27 protein-coding genes and 2 pseudogenes are annotated in these 25,006 nt (G+C 37.6%); 3 read left to right on the top strand and 26 right to left on the bottom strand.

Annotated elements, in window-relative coordinates:
• Nucleotides 1-2 precede the first annotated feature (2 nt).
• The 16 genes and pseudogenes from J7E67_RS30135 to J7E67_RS31720 form a co-directional block, all read right to left on the bottom strand.
• Entirely contained in the window at nt 3-1,022 is a 1,020-nt protein-coding gene (locus J7E67_RS30135; protein ID WP_214716636.1) for an ABC transporter substrate-binding protein, read from the bottom strand.
• Complete coding sequence (locus J7E67_RS30130; protein ID WP_214716635.1) at nt 1,019-1,774, bottom strand: ABC transporter permease; 756 nt, start codon at nt 1,772-1,774, stop codon at nt 1,019-1,021. The genes J7E67_RS30135 and J7E67_RS30130 overlap by 4 nt, the downstream gene beginning before the upstream one ends.
• A complete protein-coding gene (locus J7E67_RS30125; RefSeq protein ID WP_214716634.1) occupies nt 1,771-2,517 on the bottom strand; it encodes an ABC transporter ATP-binding protein in 747 nt (248 codons plus the stop codon). Before J7E67_RS30125 ends, J7E67_RS30130 begins: the two co-directional genes overlap by 4 nt.
• 14 nt (nt 2,518-2,531) lie before the next feature.
• Nucleotides 2,532-3,980, bottom strand: a complete 1,449-nt coding sequence (locus J7E67_RS30120; protein WP_214733410.1) for an acyl-CoA reductase — start codon at nt 3,978-3,980, stop codon at nt 2,532-2,534.
• On the bottom strand, nt 3,977-5,071 hold the full coding sequence (locus J7E67_RS30115; protein ID WP_308161495.1) for a LuxE/PaaK family acyltransferase: 1,095 nt from the start codon (nt 5,069-5,071) through the stop codon (nt 3,977-3,979). The genes J7E67_RS30120 and J7E67_RS30115 overlap by 4 nt, the downstream gene beginning before the upstream one ends.
• A 441-nt stretch (nt 5,072-5,512) precedes the next feature.
• Nucleotides 5,513-5,862 (bottom strand): annotated as a pseudogene (locus J7E67_RS30110) (prolyl hydroxylase family protein); the annotation flags it as partial.
• 110 nt (nt 5,863-5,972) lie between these two features.
• On the bottom strand, nt 5,973-6,542 hold the full coding sequence (locus J7E67_RS30105) for a dihydrofolate reductase family protein (RefSeq protein ID WP_214733409.1): 570 nt from the start codon (nt 6,540-6,542) through the stop codon (nt 5,973-5,975).
• A 456-nt stretch (nt 6,543-6,998) separates the two neighbouring features.
• Nucleotides 6,999-7,535 carry a cyclophilin-like fold protein gene (locus J7E67_RS30100; protein WP_251027097.1) on the bottom strand — a complete coding sequence of 179 codons (537 nt, stop codon included), beginning with the start codon at nt 7,533-7,535 and terminating at the stop codon, nt 6,999-7,001.
• An 80-nt stretch (nt 7,536-7,615) separates the two neighbouring features.
• Nucleotides 7,616-8,359 carry an SDR family oxidoreductase gene (locus J7E67_RS30095; RefSeq protein ID WP_214716630.1) on the bottom strand — a complete coding sequence of 248 codons (744 nt, stop codon included), beginning with the start codon at nt 8,357-8,359 and terminating at the stop codon, nt 7,616-7,618.
• A 50-nt stretch (nt 8,360-8,409) separates the two neighbouring features.
• Complete coding sequence (locus J7E67_RS30090; protein WP_308160710.1) at nt 8,410-9,588, bottom strand: MalY/PatB family protein; 1,179 nt, start codon at nt 9,586-9,588, stop codon at nt 8,410-8,412.
• Entirely contained in the window at nt 9,578-10,438 is an 861-nt protein-coding gene (locus J7E67_RS30085; RefSeq protein WP_214716628.1) for a DUF3737 family protein, read from the bottom strand. The genes J7E67_RS30090 and J7E67_RS30085 overlap by 11 nt, the downstream gene beginning before the upstream one ends.
• A 112-nt stretch (nt 10,439-10,550) precedes the next feature.
• On the bottom strand, nt 10,551-11,084 hold the full coding sequence (locus J7E67_RS30080; protein WP_308160711.1) for an MFS transporter: 534 nt from the start codon (nt 11,082-11,084) through the stop codon (nt 10,551-10,553).
• Complete coding sequence (locus J7E67_RS30075; RefSeq protein ID WP_214716626.1) at nt 11,085-11,294, bottom strand: hypothetical protein; 210 nt, start codon at nt 11,292-11,294, stop codon at nt 11,085-11,087. It abuts the gene before it with no gap.
• Between the two features lie 373 nt (nt 11,295-11,667).
• Entirely contained in the window at nt 11,668-12,075 is a 408-nt protein-coding gene (locus J7E67_RS30070) for a cupin domain-containing protein (protein WP_214733408.1), read from the bottom strand.
• A gap of 35 nt (nt 12,076-12,110) precedes the next feature.
• A pseudogene (locus J7E67_RS32500) lies at nt 12,111-12,203 on the bottom strand (oxidoreductase); the annotation flags it as partial.
• Between the two features lie 165 nt (nt 12,204-12,368).
• Nucleotides 12,369-12,716 (bottom strand): carboxymuconolactone decarboxylase family protein, encoded by a 348-nt coding sequence (locus J7E67_RS31720; protein WP_308161494.1) that lies wholly within the window; start codon nt 12,714-12,716, stop codon nt 12,369-12,371.
• A 382-nt stretch (nt 12,717-13,098) separates the two neighbouring features.
• Between J7E67_RS31720 and J7E67_RS30055 the strand changes: the two genes are divergently transcribed.
• Nucleotides 13,099-13,638, top strand: coding sequence for a TetR/AcrR family transcriptional regulator (locus J7E67_RS30055; RefSeq protein ID WP_214733407.1), 540 nt, complete (start codon nt 13,099-13,101; stop codon nt 13,636-13,638).
• Nucleotides 13,639-14,104: 466 nt separating this feature from the next.
• Here the strand turns inward: J7E67_RS30055 and J7E67_RS30050 are convergent, their stop codons facing one another.
• The 3 genes from J7E67_RS30050 to J7E67_RS30040 form a co-directional block, all read right to left on the bottom strand.
• Nucleotides 14,105-14,476, bottom strand: coding sequence for an aldo/keto reductase (locus J7E67_RS30050; protein WP_251027096.1), 372 nt, complete (start codon nt 14,474-14,476; stop codon nt 14,105-14,107).
• Nucleotides 14,477-14,963: 487 nt separating this feature from the next.
• A complete protein-coding gene (locus J7E67_RS30045) occupies nt 14,964-15,668 on the bottom strand; it encodes an MMPL family transporter (protein ID WP_214733406.1) in 705 nt (234 codons plus the stop codon).
• Nucleotides 15,669-15,855: 187 nt separating this feature from the next.
• Nucleotides 15,856-16,716, bottom strand: a complete 861-nt coding sequence (locus tag J7E67_RS30040) for an MMPL family transporter (RefSeq protein ID WP_214733405.1) — start codon at nt 16,714-16,716, stop codon at nt 15,856-15,858.
• A 515-nt stretch (nt 16,717-17,231) separates the two neighbouring features.
• On the opposite strand from J7E67_RS30040, the gene J7E67_RS30035 reads away from it, so the two are divergent.
• Complete coding sequence (locus tag J7E67_RS30035; RefSeq protein WP_214716618.1) at nt 17,232-18,113, top strand: processed acidic surface protein; 882 nt, start codon at nt 17,232-17,234, stop codon at nt 18,111-18,113.
• Here J7E67_RS30035 and J7E67_RS30030 read toward each other — a convergent pair.
• From J7E67_RS30030 to J7E67_RS30000, 7 genes are all read right to left on the bottom strand, one after another.
• A complete protein-coding gene (locus J7E67_RS30030; RefSeq protein WP_180247642.1) occupies nt 18,105-18,254 on the bottom strand; it encodes a hypothetical protein in 150 nt (49 codons plus the stop codon). The two genes, J7E67_RS30035 and J7E67_RS30030, sit on opposite strands and share 9 nt — an antisense overlap.
• Before the next feature lie 463 nt (nt 18,255-18,717).
• Nucleotides 18,718-19,458 (bottom strand): esterase family protein, encoded by a 741-nt coding sequence (locus J7E67_RS30025; protein ID WP_214716617.1) that lies wholly within the window; start codon nt 19,456-19,458, stop codon nt 18,718-18,720.
• The gene (locus J7E67_RS30020; RefSeq protein WP_214716616.1) at nt 19,449-20,645 is read right to left on the bottom strand and encodes an ATP-grasp domain-containing protein; all 1,197 of its coding nucleotides are present in this window, start codon (nt 20,643-20,645) and stop codon (nt 19,449-19,451) included. Before J7E67_RS30020 ends, J7E67_RS30025 begins: the two co-directional genes overlap by 10 nt.
• 158 nt (nt 20,646-20,803) lie before the next feature.
• Nucleotides 20,804-21,634, bottom strand: coding sequence for an alpha/beta hydrolase (locus tag J7E67_RS30015; RefSeq protein ID WP_214716615.1), 831 nt, complete (start codon nt 21,632-21,634; stop codon nt 20,804-20,806).
• A 32-nt stretch (nt 21,635-21,666) separates the two neighbouring features.
• Entirely contained in the window at nt 21,667-22,089 is a 423-nt protein-coding gene (locus J7E67_RS30010) for a DUF7878 domain-containing protein (protein ID WP_214716614.1), read from the bottom strand.
• Between the two features lie 187 nt (nt 22,090-22,276).
• Nucleotides 22,277-22,990 carry an NAD(P)H-dependent oxidoreductase gene (locus tag J7E67_RS30005; protein WP_214716613.1) on the bottom strand — a complete coding sequence of 238 codons (714 nt, stop codon included), beginning with the start codon at nt 22,988-22,990 and terminating at the stop codon, nt 22,277-22,279.
• A complete protein-coding gene (locus J7E67_RS30000; RefSeq protein WP_214716612.1) occupies nt 22,987-23,865 on the bottom strand; it encodes a DMT family transporter in 879 nt (292 codons plus the stop codon). The genes J7E67_RS30005 and J7E67_RS30000 overlap by 4 nt, the downstream gene beginning before the upstream one ends.
• 129 nt (nt 23,866-23,994) lie before the next feature.
• Here J7E67_RS30000 and J7E67_RS29995 point away from each other — a divergent pair, with 129 nt between their 5' ends.
• Nucleotides 23,995-24,864 (top strand): LysR family transcriptional regulator, encoded by an 870-nt coding sequence (locus J7E67_RS29995; protein WP_214716611.1) that lies wholly within the window; start codon nt 23,995-23,997, stop codon nt 24,862-24,864.
• Nucleotides 24,865-25,006: the final 142 nt, after the last annotated feature.

Genomic DNA, 25,006 nt, shown 5'->3' with positions numbered 1-25,006 from the left:
CATTACTTCTTTGGAATCAATTCCTCCGTCACGACCTCCTCCAATTTAAGTCGGTTTTGGATTAATCCCAATTTCTGATAGGTATCTGCCCCTTGCTGTAGGACATTGACATCCATAGTCCCTAAACCTTTTTCATTCGTTTCTTCAGAAACACTTGAAGCATTTCGCAATTTAATAATTTGTAAATTCTGTTGTTCATCTTTTCCATCAATTGCATACTTCATCGCTAGAGAGGCGGCTTCTTCTGGATTTTCAATCATCCACTCGGCACTATTGCGATAAGCCTCTAAAAACTTTTTCAGCTCGTCTTTCTTCTCTTGATATGTTTTTTCTGTAACCACAAATACGTCACTTGGAACATTTAAATAATCTTTTACATCCATGACATTGACGTCACCCAAACCTTTTTGTTTGCCAATCACCAAGCCCGTATCAGTTGCGGCTGTGGCATCCACCTGCCCCTGCATTAACGGAGCAAAATTCAACAGACCAGTTTCGACAATTTTGACATCTTTTTCAGATAGACCGACCTGATGTAAAAGAACGAGTAAATTTTGACGGGTTCCGCTTGTTAAGCTATATACCCCAATGGTTTTCCCTTTTAAATCTTCCGGTTTGGTAATGTTTTTTTCCTTCAGTGATACGATATTGAACACATTTTGCGGATAGATATTATAAATTACACGCAGCTTTTCACCTTTATCCAGTGCAAAGAACAGGGATCCCGGGTCTGTAAACGCAATATCTGCCTGGCCCGAGAGAATATTCTTGATCGCATCTCCGCCGCCGGCGCCAGGAATCACCTCCACTTTTAATCCTTTATCCTTATAAAAACCTTTTTTCTCATCCACTAATAAATTGGTTTGCTCGGTAATCGGCTTGCTCCAGTTGGCTACACGAATCGTTTTCAGCTGTTTTTCGCCAGATGCCTTGCTAGTTTTTTCTTGCTCCTTTGTCCCGCATGCTGCTGTAAATGCTAAAACACATGCCAATAAAATTGTTAAAATAACTTTTGTTTTCATTTTTCTGTCTCCTTTATATAGCGTCTTACCCATTTCTTTTCCAGTAAATATACAACCTGATAAAGCACCATTCCGATAATGGTTAATAAGATCAATACAGCAAACATCAATGGTGTATCCATCATTCCCTGGGAAGCAATAATCAACGCACCCAACCCGTCACTGCCGCCAACGAATTCTCCTACCACGGCTCCAACGATGGCTAATACCACGGCTACGCGAAAACCGGCAAGAATTCCTGGCAGTCCGGCCGGTATCTTTAAATGGACTAAGGTTTGCCAGCGGCTCGCCCCAAGCATTCGAAACAGTTCCTGCTTCTGCATATCTGTATACTGAATGGACGTGACGGTGTTTTCCAATAACGGAAAAAAACAAATCAATGCCGTAATCACAACCTTGGAGGTCATGCCAAAACCAAACCAAAGAATAAATAATGGCACCAGCGCCAGTTTGGGAACAGCTTGACTGGCAATCACATAGGGAGCCAGGAGCTTTCTAAAAAACTCCACTTCTCCCATGAGAATCCCAGTAATAAAACCAAATAAGCCCCCAAAGAACAGGCCGAGCAGCACCTCTTCTAGCGTCCGAACGATATGCGGCCAAAAATAACCGCTTTTCATCCCCTCCACAAGAGTGGCGAAAATGACAGAAGGAGCCGGCAAGACAAGCTCTGACATGGAACCTGCTGCCATTTCCCATCCCAGAAGCAAAAGAACAAATAGACTGATAGAATAAATCGGCATTTTCTTCATGTGTATACCCCGCCCATTACTTGACGAACCTTAAAACAAAGCTCGTTAAAATACGGCTCATATCTCATGTTCATCGTCCGCGGCTTTGGAAGCTGGACCTCTGTGTTATAAATAATTTTTCCCTCCGCCATGACGGCGATCCGGTCGGAGAGATAAACTGCTTCCGAAATGTCATGCGTGATAAACAGAACGGTTGTTTGATGCAGTTGGCAAAGCTTTAAAAGGTCGTCTTGAAGCTCTTCTCTGGTAATCGCGTCCAGCGCCGCAAAGGGTTCATCCAAAAACAGCATCGACGGCTTTTGAATTAGCGCCCTGGCAATGGCTACACGGCTTTGTTGCCCTCCTGATAATTGCGTAGGGTATCTATCGAGATAGGCCTCTAGTCCAACAAGTCCCAATAATTCTATAGCATTCCGGCGATCCTCCGCTGTTACCCTTCGTTTCAGGGAAACAGGGAGCAGAACATTGTCGATCACCGTTTTCCATTCCAATAATGTCGGTGATTGAAAAACAAATCCGCATTGTTCGGATGGCTTTACCACTTCGGTTCCATTTAGTGAAATCATTCCCTCATCCGAACGAAGCAAGCCGGCTGCAAGCTTCAACAACGTCGTCTTCCCGCAACCGCTTTTCCCCAGCAAGCTATGAAACTCCCCTTGGTTAATGCTCCAGTTTACCTGGTTGATGACTGGTTCTTTTCCTTGGTACCTGTATGTCACATCTTGGATTGTCAAAAAACTCATCGTTTACCTCCTAATCAATCAACATAAGGAGCAAATTTTTCACAAAATTCTTCAGCGGATGCCTCAATATCCACCATTTGTATCAAGTCAAGCAAATTAAAACGGCCGTCGTGATGCCAGCCGGCTTCCGGAGAGGTCATGGCTCCCAATGCCGTCATCCTCGTTACTCCAATTTTCCCCAATAAGCCGCCCCATTGAAAAAGCTCTTTCGGGCTGGCGGCAATACCGGCTGTTTGGAGATAGGAGCGATAGGGTGCGATAACGGGAATTAAATCTTCTATTCTATCAAATGCGATTACTTTTACCACTCGGTTTAAACAGCTTGGGTGGAAGCTGGTCTCTTCTTCGTAAACAACTGTCCATTCATTCTCTCCATATCCTAGCACTTCTTTTTTGGGTTGCGAGAATATACTCATTTCTTCTTTTTGCCGCCACGAAGCGAGTGCAGCCGACTCTTCTATTGAAAGCTTTCGTCTCGGATACCTTTTTGCAAAGTTGTCCAGTTCATGGGCCAAAAAGCCTACAAACTCCTTTGGCGAAACCTTTCCTCCATTTTGAACATAAAAGGTCTGCGGGGAATAACAGCCCTGCTGGTCATAACGAACCACATCAATTGCGGCCTGATGGGCGGATTGTACCGCTTTCCGCGAATCCAGACTCGAGCAAGAAACCACTCCAAAGCTGATTTTGTGGCCAAAGGGCAGGAAACGGGTGGTAATTGGAATCCGGCTTTTTAATGCCTCCAACGACTCGTTTCCACCATATCCAACGGCCACATCGGTTAGTCCAAAAACAGACCTCTCCCTTTCTTCGTCTCCTCCTTTCCACCAAACGACGGCAAAGCAATCTGCCAATTTTGGTTCTACCTCGACCATCAAGTTGGCAAACCAACCGGCAAAAAGAGGTTCGGCACTTGAGACCTTTCCGATATTCCCTGCTTTGACTAGCAAACCGGAAATAAAGCTCCATAATGGAAGTGCCGGAACATTTCCCGCCCAAATATGGGTAATAAGATCGGGTCCAACTGCCTGGGAAAAGCCGCCTTTTACCCGGGGCTGAAATTCATCAAGCAATAACGGATTCCCTAAATCTTCGACAAGAAACCGCTGCAGCTCATGTTTCCGAAAGGTTTTTAAATAAGAGGTAAGTCCAAGACGAATGACCTCTTCATCATAGCCCGTTACGATGGGTAGAAGCGTTTCTGCTTTTTGGCGATAGACCGATCGCCTGTCTAGTAATCTCTCAATTACTTGGTCGATGATATTGACGATTTCAACAACCGTAAAGGACTTTAATGCTTCCGCACTTGCCTTTTTGACTTTTTCAATGACTTTTTTTAGCTGTTCCGTCGTAAGGTGCGGGATTTCTACCTCTAGGCTTCCCTTTCTTCCTTGAATAAGAAAAACCTTCTTGTCAAATTCCTCTTCGCCTATATCCGGGAGATAGCCTGCCACCTCTATCATTCCTCTGCCCCCTTGGCTGCCTTTAAAAAATCCTCAACAGCGATCGAGCAGCCCTTGGCTTCCGTTCCCTGCACACGTCCTAATAATAGAAAACCGTTGTCTACCTCTACCCCTAAATCTTCTGTTAAAATGGTCGTAACTGAGTTAAAGTTAGCCAGGTCACAGTGAACTAGAACACCTCGTTCACCCGTTGGGACCTCTTCACCCGTTAAAGGGTTGATCACTCTTGTGCGAATCCAGTGCGGGCCGGACTTAACCGATGGAAATAATTGATTCCCATTGTCATAAAATTGCGTGCTCAGCTCTGTCATCCCATACATATTGAGGCAATCTGACCGGTCTACACCTAAGTAAGTTGACAGCAGCTGATAAAATTCATCCAATTCCAATTCCTTTGATTGATTTTTGAACCCGCCAGTATCTAAGATTCTGCTTCCTTTTGGCAAGGAGAAGGTTCGCCCAAGGCGTTCGAGTTCCTCAAGCATGTGAACAAAGCTAAAACTTGCTCCTATGAGGGCATAGGGATCCCCTGTTTTCTCGGCATGCTCCAATTCTTTTAGCAAGCGTTCGAAGTCGATACCATTGTTGGTGATCAAATAGTGGCTATCCTCTGTGCCAAACTCCTTTACGGCCAGAGCCAAGTAATGAGCTAGTGACGAGTTGGGCATTTCTGTTTCGGTAGGAAAAAGGACGCACATTCGGATTTTTTCCGTGTCCTTCATCACTCTTTGTTTAAAATTAAGAATCATAGATTGGTCATAAATATGTAGGGTCGGATGATAATGCTTGCCCCGGATCCCTTTTGTGGTACCACTTGTCATAAAAACGGCCTTAGCGTCTTCAGGAGGGGTACAGCTTAATGTTACCTCTTTAAAGGCATTGATCGGGACGGCCGGAATATCCCGCCATGACTTCACCACTCTTGGTGTCTTTCCTTTTTGCATACAAAAAGTCCGATATGGAAGGTTGTATTGATATTGATAAGAAAATAATCTCAAGGCTTGTTCATTAAACGCTTCTTCTAAGGTAGAATCATGTTGCATCCATTTAAGAAGGTTTTGGATAATATCATGCTGCTGATTCATCTTCATTCAAATCCTTTCATAAATAAAAAGCACTTTGCGTGAGCAAAGTGCATAATAGTTCGTCGTCACTCTCCCTACGCTGGCATTACCCAACAGGTTCATTCGGTCTACGACAGAATAGCCGTACTCTCAGCCTGATTCCACAGGCTCCCGATTAGGTGTATTATTTTACATAGTTTACTCCTACTTCGTTAGAAATGCAATCCTCATCGGTTTTTGTCATGGAATGTCAATTTTTGTCATGAAAACTACTAAATGGCTAAAATGATCATAGGTGACCTTTACCCATTATCCATAAAATTACCACCTCTATAGTTACCGACAATATCTGCAGATCCTCTCTTAAAAAGGTCTGCAGAGTATTAGTATTGTGATTTTTTTATTTCAACGGTTAAACTTATCGTCAAAATATTTGGATTGGTGGATTTGTCAACCTTCAAAGCTTGCCTAGTTTACTCTTTTTCTTCTTATCCATTGTGTTGCCGCCCATTTATCTCCAATGATAACTGGTGCTCCGCCATGTAAAGTTAACTCGTTTAACGTATGATCATTATAAAAATATTCGAAGTACACTGCCATACCCTTTTGTGGAGAGACTGAAAAATTAAGTTTTGGAAAATAAGTTTCTCCACCATGCTCTACATCATTCAAGTACATGACGAGTGTGCTAATTCTGGGATTATTAACTGCTTTAGAAGGTGAAAAAAATCAAAATGAGCTTTAAACTCCTGACCAATTTTATAATTAAGGACTTGAAGACCTTCTCCATGTTCAACAGGAATATGGAACGCATGGCTCGTGATGTATTGTGGAGACGCACTCCGTTAGTTGAAGAAGTGACAATTACTATCAAGTATAACCTTATGATATTTATTGCATTTTATCTTTGGAAGAATGTGCAATATTATTAATTCCCATTCAAATGATAGATTAGTTGCACAACGCCAGAGGAGAACGTTCTTGTATTAACCATTTTTAAATTCAACCTCTGTTTTATATCAATAAACAACGGTTTTCCTTCTCCCAAAATAACTGGGTGAACAGATAATCTAAATTCATCAACAAGCCCTAAATTGATAAAAGATGTAATAAGACTTGCCCCGCCATATAGCCAGATGTCTTTACCAGGCTTATTCTTTAATTTATTTACTTCTTCAAGAATATTATCATTTATGAATATTGCTTTATTATCAGTCCCTTTTTGCGTTCTGGAAAACACATATTTTTCTTTACTATGAACTAATTCCCAAATTTCTTTTTCAGTATTAATATCTTCATTTTCTGGAGTAAATTGTCCCCAAAAATCATAGCTTTTTCTTCCATATAAAATTGTATCAATTTGATTTAAGAAATTAATAAACCCCATCTCAGAGCCCATAATGCACCAATCAACTTCCCCATTTTTCCCTTCAATAAAACCATCTAAAGTAACTGCTAAATCTAAAATTATTCTTCTTAGTCTTACGTTATTGAACATTATTCTTCCTCCCTTTAATCATAACGACATTAATACTGACAGTAGTTTTGGCATTCTTTTTTAATTGTACAATACTTATTATCCATTATAAAAATTGATGTCAATTGTTATGTCAATGTTCATTAAAAAGTCCTAAAAACCTTGATAAATAAAGAAAATGACGTATGCCAATTCATACGTCATTTCTTATGTCATTATTAAGAAAGCACCTCAAAACGGAACCCTCTAGTCTTGGATATAGACTTTTAACTTGTTTCACTAACCTGCTTCGTTAGCGGAATAACAAAAAGAGCCACCATAGAAGATCTTTATTAAACATAAGCACTCGTTAGTTGAAGAACTTAATCTCCATCGATCCGTTGCGGGCGAATCTACTCTCGATAAATTAGAAATTTCAGCATACATTTCTGTTGTCATGTTAAAATCGGCAGCCGCCAATGAATCTTCCAACTGGTGTTAATCAATTCTTTCAATTTTAACTTTAAAATCACCATGATTATTTGCAAGCTTTTCTGTTCCGGACTCTATCCTACCTAATTTAATAAGTCCCTTTGCAAAACCAAAATCCCTATAAAATATAGCCAAGTTTCCCCAAGGAGCATAATACGTAATATCTCCAATCGAAGCTGCGGTACCTTCTGGAGAACCGGTAGTTGACAATCTTTTTGGAAGGTCGCTAATCTTTTCCGTTCCCGCATAGTCTTCAAGTGTTAACGTCATAGGAAGAAGGGCTATAAAATCACTCGCAGTCTTACTGTCATTCAAACTAGCAGTATATTCGTCCTGCCCAACAGTTAATTTTATTTTCATTTCCTTTACACCCTCTTTCTGTTTTTTTAGATTCTTTTTTTCTGAGACAGGTGAACTTGTTCTCGATGTCTCATTTAAATCAACTTCCGTTTCGGTAGTTGTTGTATTTCTTTGCATATTGGTACATGAAATTAACAGCATAACTGCCAAAAAACTCAGAAACAAGGTGATTATCTTTTTCATAATCTTCACCACCTTTTGTAGTGTTTTACCACTTTAAGTCACCATTTTATCCTTTGTCTCGGTAAATACTTTACCTATATTCATTTCACTGATTTCGTTGGGCGAATCAAGATTTCACTTACCGCAACAGTTTCCGGTGTGCTAATGGCATAAGCCACTGCATCGGCAATGTCGCTTGACTTCAATCCCAAACCTTCTATTTTAGCATTACTCTTCACTCGTTCACGGTTTTCAGGTTCATTAATCGTTGTATAAAGTTCGGTATCTACTAATCCTGGGGAAATAATAGTTGAACGAATATTATTTTCTCCTTCTTCCTGACGAAGCCCCTCCATGATAGCCCGAACAGCAAATTTTGTGCCACAGTATACAGCAGAACCTGGATAAACGACATGTCCTGCAATAGAGTCAGTCGCAATAATTTGACCGGATTGCTGCTTTTTCATAATCGGTAAAACAGCAGCAATCCCATTTAACACACCCATGATATTGATGTCTAACATTTGGCGCCATTCATCAAAGCGCTTTTCTGAAAGTGGAGCAGTCGGCATGACTCCAGCGTTGTTATAAAGTACATCGACACGACCATATTTTTCGACCGCCAAATTGACAACGGCTTGTACTTCCTCTTTATTCGTTACATCTGCAACGGCGTATGAGATTTCAGCATTTGGTAATGATTCAATAAGAGCTTCCAAACGATCTTCGCGACGAGCCGCAATGACAAGTTTTGCTCCCTCTTGTGCAAGTTTCTTGGTAGTCGCTTCTCCAATCCCACTTGATGCACCCATAATAATGACAACTTTTCCTTCAATATTTGTCATGATAATTTCCTCCTTAAATATTTTTATTAATTATCGGATAACCCCATTAATCATATTGGATTGTCTAGAAGTTGAAATGCAGCAATCCCTTTTTTCAAACGCTGTAATCCATTTTCAAGCCGCGCTTTCGGGCATGCGTAGTTTAGTCTAATAAAGTTATTACCATTGCCACCAAAAATAGCACCCTCTGAAATGTACAACCCTGTTTCTTTCCTAATAAATTCACATAGATCTTTGGTATTATTCGTTACAGCACTACAATCAATCCACGCTAAATAAGTTGCTTCTGAATGAATCACTTTAAAATCCGGAATGTTACTTGTGATAAAGTGTTCAATCAATTGCTTGTTTCCCATCAGATAATCCAATAATGCTTCCAGCCAAGGTTCACCTTCTGTAAACGCTGCGATCGCCGCTTCAATGGCAAAAACATTAGGTTCAGCCACTTCATCGGTATTAATTCCACGATTCACGAGTTTTCTTATCTCTGGATTTGGCACGATAATACTAGATGTCTGAATCCCGGCAAGATTGAATGTTTTCGTCGGTGCTACACAGGTAATGCTATTTTGAGCAAACTCTTCTGAAACAGATGCAAATGGAATATAGCGATATCTCGGATGTGCTAAATCACAATGAATTTCATCAGAAAGGATAAGAACATTGTGTTTGATACAAAGGTTTCCTATTCTCTCAAGAGTTTCTTTATCCCATACTTTACCAATTGGGTTATGGGGATTACAGAAAATCATGAGGGTTGTGTCATGATCAGCTAATTTTTCTTCTAAGTCACCAAAATCAATGGAATATAGATTGTCTTTATAAATCAATTCACTTGTGAGAACTTTTCGTTGATTATTGACGATTGAGTTGTAAAAGATATTGTAGACAGGTGCCAACACCAACACTTTGTCGCCGACCTTCGTCATTTTGCGCACAATGGAAGAAATCGCTGGCACCACACCGGTACAGAACATTATCCATTCTTTTTCTATATTAAATTGATGTCTATTTTTCCACCACCGGGCAACTGCGTGATAATATGCATCTGGTACGCTTGTATAACCAAAAATGTGGTGGTTTAATCTCTTTTGCATTGCCTTAACAATAGCTGGGGATGTCTCAAAGTCCATATCTGCTACCCACATCGGGAGCTCCTCGTATCCAACATCCCACTTATAAGAGTTCGTGTTAAAGCGATTCGTCATTTCATCAAAATTAAAGGTCACAGGGTTCACCTGCTTTATCCAGTTCATACTGTGTATTAGCTGAGATAATTTCTTGGTCATCCAATATTAATTCGCCAATGTTCTTCGCTTTAATCTTTCCGTTAATCGGATTTTTCACACTGTCAATCACTGTTGTTGCTTCCACGTCTACTGTTGAATATTCAAATGCTAAATCCGTATTGATCATTTTCCCATTTTCGATCACCAAATGATCCATGTAGCACATGCCTTGGTTGCTTTCAATGGTACAGTTAATAAACGTGATATTTTTTGAATTCCAACCTAGATATTCACCGATAATGATAGAATCGTAAACAGTGACATTTTCACAATTCCAAAAAGCGTCTTTCGAAAGTAACTTCGCATTTCGGATTTCAATGTTTTTCGCCCCATCAAAGGCATAGTTTCCTACCAATCTGAAATTATCGATTTTGATATTTTCACTATTCATTGCAAAGTAATCGCCTTTTGCGGTCACATTTGTTAAGTAAACATCTTTACAGCTCCAAAAGGACTCTTGTGCATTTGGCATATCAACGTTGGTCAGGTGTATATCGCTTGAACGTCGAAATGTTTTTGGTGCTTCAATGATGCTGTCACTGATTGAAATATGATGAGTATACCAAATTCCGGATCGTGCCATTTCAAGAAAACTACTATTCTTTACACTGATATTTTTGCTATACCATAAAGGATACTTCCACTTAAAAATACTATTATCGATGGAAATATCACAACTTTCCTTTAGCGGTGACTCTCCATCTGCAAATACTGAATCCTTAATGATAAGATCTCGACTCTTAAAAAGAGCGCGTTCCCCGGTTAGCATTTGTTGATTAATTGATTCCATTGTTTCTCCTCCAATTTTAAAACAAGTTAAAAATTATGTGACTTTTAAGCGAATATCTATCAAATTTACTGTTCTAAAAACAAATAGAATTCTCAATCATGGTGAGAGAATTCTATTTTGTCCTTTGTGATAAAAGCAGTGGGGTAACCTGAATATTGTAATTAATAAAAATGGTTACAATCACAAAAAGCAAAATACCATAACCAAAGACCGAGCGATAGGATCCTACGTCGTTGTGACTGTCCGATACAGTTCCTTTTGGTTCTGCTTTTCTTTTTGCCATTTTCTTCTTGTCATTTGGAACAAAGAAAAGGAATCCCAGAAAAATTGGAAGCGCAAGAGCATAAATAAGAAACGATGTATACCAGTTGATTTTCAACAACTGCCCCACTATAAACGTCAAACAAATGCCACCCAATCCTTCAAAGGCACTTTCCAATCCAATTACAATTGCTTTTCTGCGGGGATCATCCTGAAATATATCACTAATCATTTGAATGACTAAGCGGTTGAATAAACCGATTCCTAAACCAAAGAAGCAGCGTGAAAGAAATAAAAACGAAAAGATATCATGTTTTAGTACCGGAAAAACCCCTGCTAGAAAAACAAGCGCTAAACCAATCAATATTGTTCTTTTCTTTCCAATCTATAGTTCCAAACGATTCGCAACTAAGATACCTAGAATGACAAACAGTGAAGGAATGGTTGTTAAAAGCCCTACATGGGTTGGATTTACTGTCGGAAATTCCTTTTCGATTGCAGGAATGTTTGCGGCAATCAATGGACCGGATGAGATCAACAAAGCAACTGACAGCAAAGAATATATCTTTAACCTGTCCATACGTATAATAACCATCTCCATTCCCCGCATTTTTTGATGCAAGTTCAATTTTCAGGTCTGACCTGAACATAAAACCCTTAAAAAAATCAATGTTAATTCATTAATCAACATCTGTTTATTATTATAAAGAGAAACTGAATGCATTCAATGATTAAATTAACGCAATTCGTTGATTACTCAACAAATCAACCAAAATTGTTGATTATCTATAAAAAGGTTGGTTAAGGCAGCATGTCTAATATGCATATCATCAACTCAATGGCTGCATTTTTAATAACTTCTTGGCTTAAGGTAACGGCTGTACCATTTTCAATACTGTTTCCGCCCTTTTGTTTGTATGACCGTCATAATTAACGCATCGAATCAAATGATTCGATGCGTTAGTTTTTTACAACTTGTTATACCATTCATCATCAACAGGTTCTAACCATTCCGGAGTTCCTGCAGTGATTGCGATGTGTTCAAACCAGCTATCTTTTGTAGCACCGTGCCAGTGTTTCACACCATCATGGATGACAATAACATCACCAGCTTTTAAGAATTGAGCAGGTTTTCCTTCTTCTTGGTACCAGCCTTCGCCACCAGTTACTAATAAAAGTTGATATCCATCATGATGAATATGCCAGTTATTTCTGCATCCTGGTTCAAAGGTCACATTCCCAACACCAACACTCACATTAGGATCAGATACTAATGATTGAAGATAACTTTGTCCCACAAAAAATTGTGCAAATGCTTCATTTTTTTCGCCCGCTGGGAAAATAACGCCATTTTTTACTTCTTCATGTTTTGCCATTTTTAATTCCTCCAATAAACTTTATTTTTTCATTATTAACCAACTTGAACAGTTGGACGAATAATCATTTCATTAATAGCTACATCTGATGGCTGCTCAATGGCGAATGCAATTGCACGAGCAATGCGGTCAGCATCAATTGCCACCTTGTAAATTCTTCTAATCCTGCTTTCGCCGTTGGGTCAGTTGTTGTTTCTAAACGTTCGCTGTAACTGCCAGGAGAAATATTCAAGAAGCACCCGTAATAATAACAACTTTATCTTGAATATTTGACATAAAAATATCATCCTTTCTTAATTTTCAGGAATAATTTCATTAACGTCACCCACTGTCTTCCATATATGGGCTTTCCAAGAACACTGAACGTGGTAAACTGCCTCTTTGATTTCCACCGGTGTCAGCCCAACATTCAGCGCAGCTAGAACATGAGCCTTTAATTGAGGTAATGTTTGATTGGTCGCAAGCACAACCAGAGTGATAAGCTCACGATGTTTGTCATCCAGATTACCTTGATAAAAAACTTCCCCAAAAATAAATCGGCTCAGGATGTCTTGAAAATCAGAGTCGGTAGCGTATGCGGCAGGTACTCCATTCCCAAATAGTTGTTTGTATTTTTCCTTGCTCTTTTCAACACGGTTCACTTAAAAAACCTCCTGCTTGAATTTATTTTGCTTCTAGTATTCCAAAAAGTAGATAAACATGATGTCTGTAAAAAATAAATATTGATTGATTAATCAACACCTGTTTATAATTATAAAAAGAAATAGGATGCTTTCAATGATTAAATTAAGGTGATTCGTTGATTATTCAACATATTAATCAAAAATGTTGATTATCTAAACAAATTTACTGAGCTATATTAAAACCAATGGATAATCTCCTTGAGTTTCTTATACCCATGAGTTTTTGCTTTTTTAACCTTTTCCTTTCAATTGTTTATAGTAAATTTAATGCGTTTCGTTGATTACTCAACAAATCAATAAAAATTGGTGATTATCTTTAGGAAAGATTGGTGATTTTATAATGTCTAAAGTGGATAGAAGAATAACCAAAAGTCAAGAAGCCATCAAAAAGGCTGTAATTGAACTGATGACTGAAAAACGTTTCGATGACGTTACCATTCAGGACATTTCTGACAAGGCAAATGTTAATCGAGGAACCATTTATCTGCATTACACGGATAAATTTGACTTGCTTGATAAGATCATTGAGAAACATATAGACAAACTTAGGGAAACAAGAGAATGGGCATGTGAAATGGAATGGGTAGAAGCAACTGAAACCTTTTTCGAATACTTTGAAAGTAATTATTTATTCTTTTCGACAATGTTAGCGAGTAAAGCGGCTCCTTCTTTTCGCAATAAGTTCCTAGAGTTTCTTATAGAAGCTTTCAAGGTTGAAGTGGACATAACGAAAAATCAGGGTCTAAAAGAAGATGTTATTGTTAAATTCGCCGCAAATGCTTACGTAGGGGTTTTGGAATCATGGTTAAAAGAAGGAATGCCTTATCCACCTAAGGTCATGGCAAAAGAATTGGGGATATTGTTAGAGAGGATTGTATAGGGTTTTAGAAAAAAGAAGAAAATTTCTTAGAAGAAACTTGAAATAGGAATTTTCTTCTTTTTTCTATTTAATTTGAATTCACATATAGCCAGCGAAATGCCCTAATTCCGCCGTGGCGCATTGATGCTGAAATGTTAGTTTATATGGAACCGTATAGACTAAAGATTCGGGCGGTGCATGCCCTGCCGTAGGACACAGGTTTTTATCTCGGTCGATTCATATTATCTTAATACATAGGCTTTTCCCACGCGCCTCTGACCACAACATCGGTTTCTTTTGCCGATGCTTCAAGATCACGGATTTCCTGTGCTGTCAGACTAATCAAAATGGCTCCATGGAATATCTCACCTTTAGCTGGTCAAATTTCTCGAATGTTGACTGAGAGATTACTCGATGAAACAGACGCAGAAATTGTACTTTATGCAAGACGCGCAAATTCTAGTTTAGTGCTTCATTCATTACCTGTTTATTTTAATTTCCCGCCAAATACCGGGAAGAAGCTATGTTCACCATAATTCTGGATGTGCTCTACATTCTTCAAAGTTTCCATATCTGCATCGGTAATAGCAAAATCAAGATCTGCATTGTTTCTCATGTGATCCGGATTTGCCGTCTTAGGAATTACTACAAGACCAAGCTGGATGTCATAACGTAGGCAAAGCTGAGCAACAGATACTCCATACTTATCAGCTATTACCTTAACCTCTGCATTATCCAGAACTGCACCGTGTGCAATTGGTGAATATGCCTCTACCAGGATGTCATTCTTCTGGCAGAATTCAATTAGTTCAAAAGGAGTATTGCTCACATGTGCCAATACCTGATTTACTCTGCACATCTACCTACACCATTAACTGCATCGGGATTTAATGCTTCCTTACAAGATGCTGCTAATTTCAGCCAGCTCATTCAGTGTCTGTTCCGGGTAATTTTTCTAATCTTGAAGAAACTTATTTTCATGGTAGTTTAAGTACATTCCTTCACAATACTGCTATGTAATCATAAAAAAAATGAAACCATTTCGATTCCATCCTGATATTTTTTTAATTCCATTGTACAAATGACGGGATCCGGAGGAACCCAGCTTTAGTTAGGTTCCTATACTTTACACGGCACTTAATGGGTTCTATAAATATGAATTTATCATCCTCTGAAAACGACTTTCTTCATTCGCTAGAGGTTTTTACGTTCAGCAGGAGGCATAAATTCAATAAGTCCTGCCGCAAAAGGTTGCGTACCGATACGGAGCTAACCTTTGTATCGCTTAGTTCGTTACCTGAATGCTCAGCGATATAATAAATCTACTTTTTTAACCACTCCAAAAATCATTTTCCTAGAATCCATCTAGGAGCCCACCAGTTCGCAGGACCGAGCAGTTTCATTAATGCGGGAACCACGATAATTCTAATCAGGGTAGCATCAATAAAAATAGCACAAAATAAACCAACACCGAGTCCTTTTGTAATCTCAATATTGGTAAAAATGAATGAACCAACAACTACTAGTAAAATTAATGCAGCACTACTGATAAGACGACCCGTTTTCTGGAGTCCTGCGGCTGTGCTTTTTTCATTATCACCTGACCTATCGTATTCTTCCTTAATCCTTGATATTAAAAAGACTTCATAATCCATTGAAATACCAAACACAATACAAAAGATTGTTACAGGCATAATGATACTAACATAGCCAGTAGATGTAATATTTAGTAAATTAGTGAGCCATCCATACTGAAAAATAATTACCACTATTCCTAGACTTGCTCCAAGGCTTAAGACATTCATCATAACCGCTTTAAGCGGAATTAGAACCGACTTAAAAACAAACAACAATCTCAAGTAAGTCACAGATATAATAAATAACATCATCAACGGTAAACCGAAATTTATTCGATCCATCATATCCACAAGCAAAGCGGTTTGCCCAGTAACATACGTTTCCAATTCATTTGTTGATACATTTCTTATCTGGTGAACAAGATTGGAAGCTTCGGTCGAATCTGGCCTTGACCGTGGTACAACTGTAAGCAAAGCAAAATTCCCTTTCAATAAACTTTCATTTAACATTCGGTCATATGTACCCTTTAACTTAAGTAGTTGAAAGGTTTCTTCTGGTGTACGGTTTCCAAGAACATCGATAAAACTTTGAACCGAAAGCACACCAGGTAATTGGTGAATCTTATCCTCATATTTCTTTATGCTCCTAGTGGATGATACTTCAGTGACATTTTCCTTTGCCTTCTGTTGTTTGTGTAGCCATGGCCACAGCTTCCTTTACTGATTCCTGTCTCTTTAATTCCTCTCGAAAACGGCTGACAAGAAACAGTGCATAATCAACTCCGATCGCAAGACCCAGCATCATAACTATATTTGGAAGAAAATTTGAGAACGAGTAATAATCAGTAAGATAATAAATTTTTCCAAGTGCCAGTGATACACTCATTATCCCAACTAATAGAGGCAGAATGGCTGCCCACACTGTCCCAAAAATAAATAATAGGACAAGTAAGGCAATTGGAAGGCCAATCTTTTCTGAATGTGCCATGTCTTGTTTTGTTGCCTGCTGTACTTCATGAGTTGTCGCAATTTCCCCATCAACATATGTATCCATTCCCTGGGGCTTCCCTATTAGCCTTTTCATCTCTGGAAAATGGTTAAGAGCCTCTTGATTCTTTAGTTTTAGTTCAACAACAACAGACTGAATTCCCTTATCCTCTATTAAACGAGTTGTTGAATTGATGTGAATTTTTTCAACATAGTTTCGTTTTTTTAATTTATCTAATGAATGCAGTATGTCCTTCTTCGCTTGTTCACTTGTTAAGTCAGTATCATGACTTGTATAAACAATAGTGACTGTAGACGGTGACGTCCCAAGTTCCTTTTTCATTAATGAAAATCCGAGGTCCGATTCGCTTCCCTTCGAATTGAATCCACTTTCCTTAAGCCTATCAGGTAGTTTTTGGACAAAATATGCAGAAACTATAAATAACAATATCCAAAAAATTGTTACTGCCCAGCGCAATCTGTACATCCTTATTCCCCAATGCCAGAATAGACCTTTTTCTTGAATCTCTCTCATTTATAACATCCTCCATTTTGTTCCAGTGATAATAGGATTTCACATTACACACGTTTTTATGAAAGTGAACGATTGGGAAGAATAGCGATGAAATTTTCCCTATCCTCTACGTCAGGAACTATTAAATGGTTTTAGAGTTTATCCTATAGGAGGGCATACACTTTCTTGTAAGACACCATGTGCCCTATGAAAGTCTTTACATTTATTTTAGGTTCCAATAATTATGCTAACGATTTTTTAGGAGAAATTTTATAAAAATAAAAAATAAAATATTGCTTAAGGACATATTTTCCACATTTATTTGGCCTATTAGTGAGTTTAAAACAAAATTCCTTGTCTAATCATATTCACTAAAAAAAGCGAGCTCGTCCACTACGGTATGTATAACTTTCCATTCATCTGCCTCAGTTCTGTGTAATCTTGGTGTTACTTCCAATAGAATTAGGTATGTTTATACTTCTAAGTATCCCTTATCAGGGTAAATTATAATTGCACCAAATTAAAGGAGGGTACCAATGGTCCGTATTAAGGTTTTGTTAGTGCTCATGCTCATGCTGCCATTCCTATTGAATGTTCCTTCAGCGAATGCTGCTCCACCAGAAAATGAATTGAACCAATATTTAGCGGAAATAGGATGGACTAAACAAGACTTATTTGACTATCTTTCCTACTATGAAATTCCATTAGATGATTTTAACACAGTGGAAGAACTTAAAGATGTCATGGGTACCCCAATTAACTCGAAAAATTTTCAGGAGTTATTAACTAAATATGGTCTTACCGAGAAAGAATTTAATGATTTAATGGACCATTTTGGTGATAACTTGAATGACTATAAATTTATAGAGGATTTGGATGCATCAGTTGAATTCTATGTAAACAACGATGAGTATATGGCGGAAACCGAAAAAGCATTAGGGGAATTTGGCATTACTGAAGAAGAAGCAGAAAGATTTTTTAACTACTTAGCTGAAGTAGAAGAAAAAAATAAAGATCAACTCGACCAAATAGCAACAAACGATACCCTTTGGGAAAAATTCACCAATGTAGAAGATCCTAGTCAATTAAGCGATGAAGAACTTAATGAAATGGTTCAAATTTTAGAACAAACAATTGCGTTGTATGAAATTAAAATGAACTTTAAGGTTAACGGCCAACCAGTAACCTTAAATGATTTATTAAAAATGCAAGAACCTCCAAAAGGTAGTTTATCTGGCAGTGTTTACAGTCCTTCAGGGGAACTTCTGATTGACTTTAATATACCTCAAGAGTTTTTTGAATCACTGGAAGTTGTAGACAACGGGGAGGATTTACTTCATTTAGGTGAAATATCAGATGATTATGTTGATCATATGCATGAGGAGAAATATGAACAAGGACGAAAAAATTTAAAATAAAACATTAGCCCTTCTCCATTGGGGAAGGGCCTTTGTAAAAGGCACCGATATGATTGGAACAGGATTTAGAAATGAACGTGATTCTTCAAACTGTATTTCCATTTCCTCAATAATATCTTTCAATTTGACTTGTATACTCATTATTAGATCACCTTTTGATATTTTTACTAATCCACCCGTTAGTGTAAGTACATTCCTTCACAATCTTCCAACCGAAAAATATCAAGAGCTGTCCAAGAATAGGACAGCCCCTCGTTTTAAATATTTATTTTCGTGGACGATGCATACTCTAACTCAAATTAATAAAGCGAAGAACTTATGAATAGTGGGGTTTTTGTCTCCTGAATAGACACAGAAGGTGTCTATTTTTATATTAAATGGTTTTATATGTTTTGTGAGAATATTGTCCATAATATATTATATGGGTTTCTTTTAACGACGACAGTATATTGTTATTTTATTGCCTTTTTATCACCACATTTAAGTGTTTATTACCACTTTATTGCTACTTTTAATACGACATCAATTATTTATTACCTAAAAATCAAAAAATCCCCTGTCAAAAAACACCAGCGACTCAACCGTACTGATGTTTTTTGACATTTTATTTAAGTAATTTTCCTAAATAATACGGCATTTGGCGTCGCCACCAAATCCAATCATGCGAAACATCTTCGCCCCACTCATCAAACCATGCTGGAATTTGTTTTTCTTCAAAGGCTTCTTTTAATGTATAGTATGAAGGCAGCCCATCCTGTTCCCAATCACCCAGCCCGGTACAAATAATGATATCTGCTGAACGATATCGATCAATTAACCAGCCGTCCTTTTGATTCCATATGTAATCACTCGGTGAATTTTCGTATACAAGCGGATCATTTCCGTAATCCCCAAAAAAGAAACGCACATCGTAAACACCGCTTAGTGCAACGGTTGTTTGGAAGACATCCGGATGTCTCAAGAAAAAGTTCAACGCATGATATGCCCCCATACTACACCCCGTTGTCATCATTGGATCAAACCAACCTATTTTATGTTTAATAAATGGAATAGCTTCTGAAATCACATAACGGTCATATGCCTCATGAGCTAATGCACGGTCATGCGCCGGTTTTGAGTCGTGCAGCCAACTTTCGCTATCTATACTAGCCAATGTAAAAAATTGAACTTTTCCGGATTCAATAAAGTCATGACACACATCAATCATTCCAAAATCATAGTATTCAGAATGCGTCCCTCCAGATGAAGGAAAAACTACGATTGGCATGCCACTGTGTCCATATCTGTTTAACAGCATTTCACGTCCTAATTCGCCACTCCAATGGTTTAACTGTTCTATATGCATAGAAAAATCTCCTTTCCCAAATTTTTTCGTTCATGTACAAAACGGATAATGTCATCCACTTCTTCATGCGAATCTGCATTAATCGCATAAAATTGATTTCCTTGGAGTTCCGCAAACGCATCTGGCATGCGCTGTTCAAACTTCACACGGTCGCCAAATCGTTCATAAATAGCATTCGTATCATGTTTATACTCATACGCATCACGCTGTGTTACACCGACACAAAACTTGTTTTTGGAATCGGACTTCTTAAATTCTCCTCCTGTCACAAGAGAAGCATACTGAGCAAATAAATCAATGGAGTACGCGAAATTGTACATATCAATCGTGTAGCCGCCAGCCAAGCGGTTATTGTATTCAAGTGCAACATAATCCCCATTTTCTAATTTAAAAAACTCAATATGGAAAAAGCGTTCTTTCATGCCAAAAGCTTTCACAATCGCCTTTCCATAAGTTTCGAGCTTTGGATCAATTTCTTTTTGAATCACATAAGCTAAATCCAACTGACCATTAACGAGTTCCAGAGTTGGCACATTATATGTAAAGCTTGTTTGGAAAACAATGTTCCCTTTCTGATCCACTAAACCATCAAATGTACAAAGCACGCCTCCTTCGACATATGGTTCTAAGAAGTACACTTGTGCTTCTCCCCATTCTTCTTCAAAATGAAGTACAGCCTCTTCTGAACTTAATTTAAAGGTTGCAGCTGATCCAACTCCATTATCCGGTTTAGCGATAACTGGCAGTCCTAATTCATCAATGGCTTTAGATAACTCCTTTTTAGTTTTAACGATTCTTCCTTCTACAACAGGCACATCTGCTTTTTTAAACAGCTTCTTCATTTCAGATTTATACTTAACTTTTTTCAAGTCATTCGTTTTATTGCCGTACACGTTAAATTGCTCACGCAACTGCGCATCAAGTTCTAACCAGTATTCGTTATTGGATTCAATGCGGTCAATTGGACCATGTTTATAAAATAAAAATGCAACAGCACGTTTCACTTCATCTACATCTTCTAAATTATTCACACGATAATATTCTGTTAAAGAGTTTTGTAATTCGGAACCTAATTGGTCATATGGCTCTTCGCCAATTCCTAAAACATTGACACCTGCGTCTTTTAAACGATGAGCAAATGACTGAAAATTACCTGGATAATATGGTGATATCAAAATATAATTCATAAAAAAAGCTCCTTTTTCAGAATCAAAAAATTCATTATTTTTACGACTAAGGTACAATTATTTCAATTTATAATCAATCTAAACTTCCAAAAATATTCAAAAAAAGTGATAGATTCCTCCCATGATCAAATTCAGTCAAATATAATTATTCAGTTCATTCAAGACCACTTCTCACTTAAGAAACGTAAACATTCTGGCAAGTGTTTTGCCCAAGATTTTTCATTATGTTCTTCATCCGCAAAAATATTTAAACGAATGCTATCAATTGGAACAGAGCCTTTTATCAGTTGTTTATAATACTTAAGCGAGCAATCGATATATGCCTGCTTCATATTACCATACATCAATTGTCGATCGGCATCATCGCCTTCCTGAGTCCCAACTTGAATGTACACGCGTTGTTCAGGATCCAACTCTTTTCTAGCAATATAACTGTCAAAGGCTTCACTTGTAATCCAATTGGCTAAAGAAAAAATGCCTAAACCACCAATTTGATCTTTATATTCAATACCCATAAAAGCCGAAATATTTCCTCCAAGTGAACTGCCAATCATCGCTGTATGATATTTATCCGATTTAGTTCGGTAATGCTTATCGATAAACGGTTTCACGACTGTCATGACAAACTCAGCAAACTCCGCGCCTCTTCCGCCTAGTTCAATATCTTCAGGAAGTGGGCTTTCAGTAATTTTCCAAGGCGTATATTCATTAATTCGATCTTGTTCAGCGTTATCTATCCCAACAACAATCATCTTCGGAAAATCGGGGTTTTGTTTAATTGCCGGAATAACTTTCCATGAATACCCGCTATAAGCTTCACTACTGTAGAAAACATTTTGTCCATCATGCATATAGACAACTGGATAATTTTTAGCCTCATCTTTATCATAATTTTTCGGCAATAAAACACGCACGCGACGTTTTTCATTTTTATAAGACATATGTAATTGATGTGTTTCTAGTTTTAAATAAAAATAGGATTGATTCATTTTACCTTCCTCACCTCCTTTGATATTACTTACTAAAGGTACTTATCCAGAGTAACAAAGTAATCAATTGAGTGAAGTTCCTTATTCAATTCGTGAAGATAATGTGTTACAGCTTCTACTAATACAGTTGTGGAAATGTATTTGTCTGTTTCAAACTCTTGCCAAATTGAATAAATTCTCCAATTAACTTCACCCTCATATAGAAAGTTGATTATAGCCTCGTCATGGTCAATGGTATCAAAGTCCATATTCTCTCTAACACCACGAATCTTTTGTAACCATTTGCCCAGTTTCCATCCTAGTTCTGCTAGGTTGGTAAATGGTTCTTCGAAAAATAATTTTTCATCTATATAAATATTTAAATTACCTGTTATATAACCATTCATATAAGATCCATAATATTCTGGTCCAGTTGGTACATCTGTGTCTAAAACAAACGAAAATCTTATATCCATAGAATCACTCCTCAGAGAAATATTCTACATTAAAATCACGATTCCTTCTTCCACTAACCTGCCCGTTAGTGGAACAAGAAAAAAGAGCTGCCACCGCAACCCTTTGTTAAACATAAGCACCCGTTACTTTAAGTACAATCCTTCACAATCTCACTTCCAAATAAGAAAAGAGCTTCCATTCTAGTCCTTATCTATACTTCATTTTTAATTGGTGATTTTCGTCATAATGAGAAGAAGGATGATACGGAATAGAAGGAATTTCCGATAGATTATGGAGGCGCTTTTTATATTCCTCAAAATATCGCTTCCTAGTATCCTCATCACGTGCTGGTGTCCAAGCTATAAATGGCTCAACAGGTTCTAGTCCAGCGAAATAAAGCATTCCGTGATTTATATGATAAAGTATCTTTTCATGAATATCTCCATCCATTCCATACGGAGTATATGCGTGATGAGGAGAGCCTGTTGTGGTTGACAACATAGCTTTTCTGCCTCTAAGTCCACCAGTATCATATCTTCCAATATCCTTCCCATAAACAAAACCAGATGCAAATACTCTATCGAACCAACCTTTTAAAATTGCAGGAACAGAATACCACCAAAGAGGAAATTGGAAAATAACAAAATCTGCCCATAGAAGTTTTTCTTGCTCTTCTTGAATATCAGAGGAAAAACTATCCGTTTTCGATGCAATTCCTTGCTCTATCTGGTACTTAAAAAATTCCCTGTTATGCAATCTATCGAAATCATCAGGGTCTGCTACTGCTTTAAAATTCATAGCGTACAAATCCGATACTTTGACTTGATGACCTAAAGAAGTTAATTCTGAAACAGCGAGGTCCTTCAAAGCACCATTAAATGACTTTGGCTCTGGGTGTGAATAGATAATCAATACATTCATAATTTCATCTCCTTAAGTATAAATTGATTTTTAGGTGTAGAGTTTGCAATAAAAACACCAGCTAAAATAATCAATGCACCTAAATATCCTTGCAGACCCATATTTTCATGCAGAAAAATAAAGGCAAATATGGCTGAAAAAATTGGTTCAAGCGAAAAGAGAAAACCAGTGTTTTCAGGTGTTGTATACCTTTGAGCGATCGGCTGCATGACAAAACCATAAGCGGAGCAGATTAGTGCTAGACCAAGTATTGATAGCCAATCAATCATATCGTGAGGTATAACAGGAGTTTCAAATATTAAATTTCCGAATGTTCCATAAAGGCAAGCAAATCCGAGTTGAAAAATTCCGAGTTGTAGGGCATCAACCTCTTTAACAAAGAAGTTTGTTACTATGATATGTACCGCATAAAGGAAGGCGGCAACCAAACAATAAAACGAACCTAATGCAAAAGTAAAATCATCTTTAATAGTCAGGAGAAGTAAGCCAATTGAAACAATTATAACTCCATAGATTATTTCTTTATGAGGCAATTTTCTTGTGATTAATGTCTGCAAAATTGGCACTAGAATAACTGTTGTACTCACCAAAAATCCTGCTGAAGAAGCAGTGGTAGTTTTCATTCCATAAATAAGAGCGATGAAAATGCCGCATAACAGAGCTCCAATAATCGCACTGAATTTCAATGTTTTAGTGTCTACACGAACTATTTTTTTGTAGAATATCGCCATCATAACGATAAATGCAATTCCAAATCGCAATGCTACTATTGTAAATGGAGAGATTGAATCCGCACAAAGTTTCATAAAAATATAAGATGTCCCCCACCCCATAGAGACAGTAGCTAAAATCAAGTTAGCTTGTTTTTTTGTCATAAAAGTAAACACCAATCTTTCATGAGTTTCTTTTAAGATTGGCTATATCGTATCATCTGCTTTTACATTAGTAAAACCAATATTTATAATAGAAGTATTAGAATTTCTAATACAAAGGGGTTCATGAGCTTGAATCATTATTATGCGTTTATAAAAGCGATAGAAACAGGTAGTTTTACCAAAGCGGCTGAAGAACTAGGTTATACTCAATCCGCTATTAGTCAAATGATTCATTCATTGGAGGAAGAACTTTCAACTACTCTAATTATACGCTCACGAACGGGTATTACCCTCACACCAGACGGAGAGGAGTTTTTGCCATACATAAAAAAAATCTGTAATTCACACAGGGAACTTCGAGAAAAGCTCAAAGAGATGGAAGGTATCCATAGTGGTCTTATTAGGATTGGCACCTTTACCAGTGTTTCATGTCATTGGCTTCCAGAATTGTTTAGAGATTTTAAGGAACAGTACCCATCTGTTCATTTTGAATTACATCAAGGTGATTATACGGAAATAGCTAATTGGATAAAAGAAGGAAGTGTAGACTTTGGTTTTGTTAATCCAAAAGCTGTATCGAATCTAACCACGAGTTCCTTGCAAGAAGATGAAATGCTTGCTGTATTACCAACAAATCATCCTTTAGCAACCCACAACAAAGTCTCTCTCAAAGAACTATCAAAAGAACCTTATATACTTTTAGATGAGGGCGAAATAAGTGAACCATTAACTATTTTTAGACAGAATAACTTTGAACCTAATATTCAATACCGAGTACATGATGATTATGCTATTATGTCCATGATTGAACAAGGGCTTGGCATTTCAATTTTGCCGAAACTTGTGTTAAGTCGATGCCCTTATAATATTGTAACAAAATCAATCTCTCCCTCTGTTGTTCGTACAATTAGTCTGGCATATAAAGACAAAAGGGTATTGCCTATAGCAAGTAGGTATTTTATTGACTTTATCATTGAAAAATTTAGAAATCCTTTGTGAGGTACAATTATACTTGATACACACATAATAACAGTATAACTTTAAATAACTGCTTAAAAGACATTCCTTTAGAGAATGTCTTTTTTGCTATTGACTCATTTTATCCAACTAATTCTTATTGAACTCCCTCAGTTTGATATGA

Source organism: Bacillus sp. ISL-46 (assembly GCF_018613205.1).
The sequence above is the reverse complement of the archived record's forward strand: the minus strand, read 5'-3'. Positions and strand labels throughout refer to the sequence as shown.

What these genes read in the sequence shown, in the direction of transcription:
- J7E67_RS30135 (WP_214716636.1), bottom strand. Translation starts at nt 1,022, where the DNA reads ATGAAAACAAAAGTTATTTTAACAATTTTATTGGCATGTGTTTTAGCA.
- J7E67_RS30130 (WP_214716635.1), bottom strand. Translation starts at nt 1,774, where the DNA reads ATGAAGAAAATGCCGATTTATTCTATCAGTCTATTTGTTCTTTTGCTT.
- J7E67_RS30125 (WP_214716634.1), bottom strand. Translation starts at nt 2,517, where the DNA reads ATGAGTTTTTTGACAATCCAAGATGTGACATACAGGTACCAAGGAAAA.
- J7E67_RS30120 (WP_214733410.1), bottom strand. Translation starts at nt 3,980, where the DNA reads ATGATAGAGGTGGCAGGCTATCTCCCGGATATAGGCGAAGAGGAATTT.
- J7E67_RS30115 (WP_308161495.1), bottom strand. Translation starts at nt 5,071, where the DNA reads ATGAAGATGAATCAGCAGCATGATATTATCCAAAACCTTCTTAAATGG.
- J7E67_RS30105 (WP_214733409.1), bottom strand. Translation starts at nt 6,542, where the DNA reads ATGTTCAATAACGTAAGACTAAGAAGAATAATTTTAGATTTAGCAGTT.
- J7E67_RS30100 (WP_251027097.1), bottom strand. Translation starts at nt 7,535, where the DNA reads ATGAAAAAGATAATCACCTTGTTTCTGAGTTTTTTGGCAGTTATGCTG.
- J7E67_RS30095 (WP_214716630.1), bottom strand. Translation starts at nt 8,359, where the DNA reads ATGACAAATATTGAAGGAAAAGTTGTCATTATTATGGGTGCATCAAGT.
- J7E67_RS30085 (WP_214716628.1), bottom strand. Translation starts at nt 10,438, where the DNA reads ATGGAATCAATTAATCAACAAATGCTAACCGGGGAACGCGCTCTTTTT.
- J7E67_RS30075 (WP_214716626.1), bottom strand. Translation starts at nt 11,294, where the DNA reads ATGGTTATTATACGTATGGACAGGTTAAAGATATATTCTTTGCTGTCA.
- J7E67_RS30070 (WP_214733408.1), bottom strand. Translation starts at nt 12,075, where the DNA reads ATGGCAAAACATGAAGAAGTAAAAAATGGCGTTATTTTCCCAGCGGGC.
- J7E67_RS30055 (WP_214733407.1), top strand. Translation starts at nt 13,099, where the DNA reads ATGTCTAAAGTGGATAGAAGAATAACCAAAAGTCAAGAAGCCATCAAA.
- J7E67_RS30050 (WP_251027096.1), bottom strand. Translation starts at nt 14,476, where the DNA reads ATGTGCAGAGTAAATCAGGTATTGGCACATGTGAGCAATACTCCTTTT.
- J7E67_RS30040 (WP_214733405.1), bottom strand. Translation starts at nt 16,716, where the DNA reads ATGAGAGAGATTCAAGAAAAAGGTCTATTCTGGCATTGGGGAATAAGG.
- J7E67_RS30035 (WP_214716618.1), top strand. Translation starts at nt 17,232, where the DNA reads ATGGTCCGTATTAAGGTTTTGTTAGTGCTCATGCTCATGCTGCCATTC.
- J7E67_RS30030 (WP_180247642.1), bottom strand. Translation starts at nt 18,254, where the DNA reads ATGAGTATACAAGTCAAATTGAAAGATATTATTGAGGAAATGGAAATA.
- J7E67_RS30025 (WP_214716617.1), bottom strand. Translation starts at nt 19,458, where the DNA reads ATGCATATAGAACAGTTAAACCATTGGAGTGGCGAATTAGGACGTGAA.
- J7E67_RS30020 (WP_214716616.1), bottom strand. Translation starts at nt 20,645, where the DNA reads ATGAATTATATTTTGATATCACCATATTATCCAGGTAATTTTCAGTCA.
- J7E67_RS30015 (WP_214716615.1), bottom strand. Translation starts at nt 21,634, where the DNA reads ATGAATCAATCCTATTTTTATTTAAAACTAGAAACACATCAATTACAT.
- J7E67_RS30010 (WP_214716614.1), bottom strand. Translation starts at nt 22,089, where the DNA reads ATGGATATAAGATTTTCGTTTGTTTTAGACACAGATGTACCAACTGGA.
- J7E67_RS30005 (WP_214716613.1), bottom strand. Translation starts at nt 22,990, where the DNA reads ATGAATGTATTGATTATCTATTCACACCCAGAGCCAAAGTCATTTAAT.
- J7E67_RS30000 (WP_214716612.1), bottom strand. Translation starts at nt 23,865, where the DNA reads ATGACAAAAAAACAAGCTAACTTGATTTTAGCTACTGTCTCTATGGGG.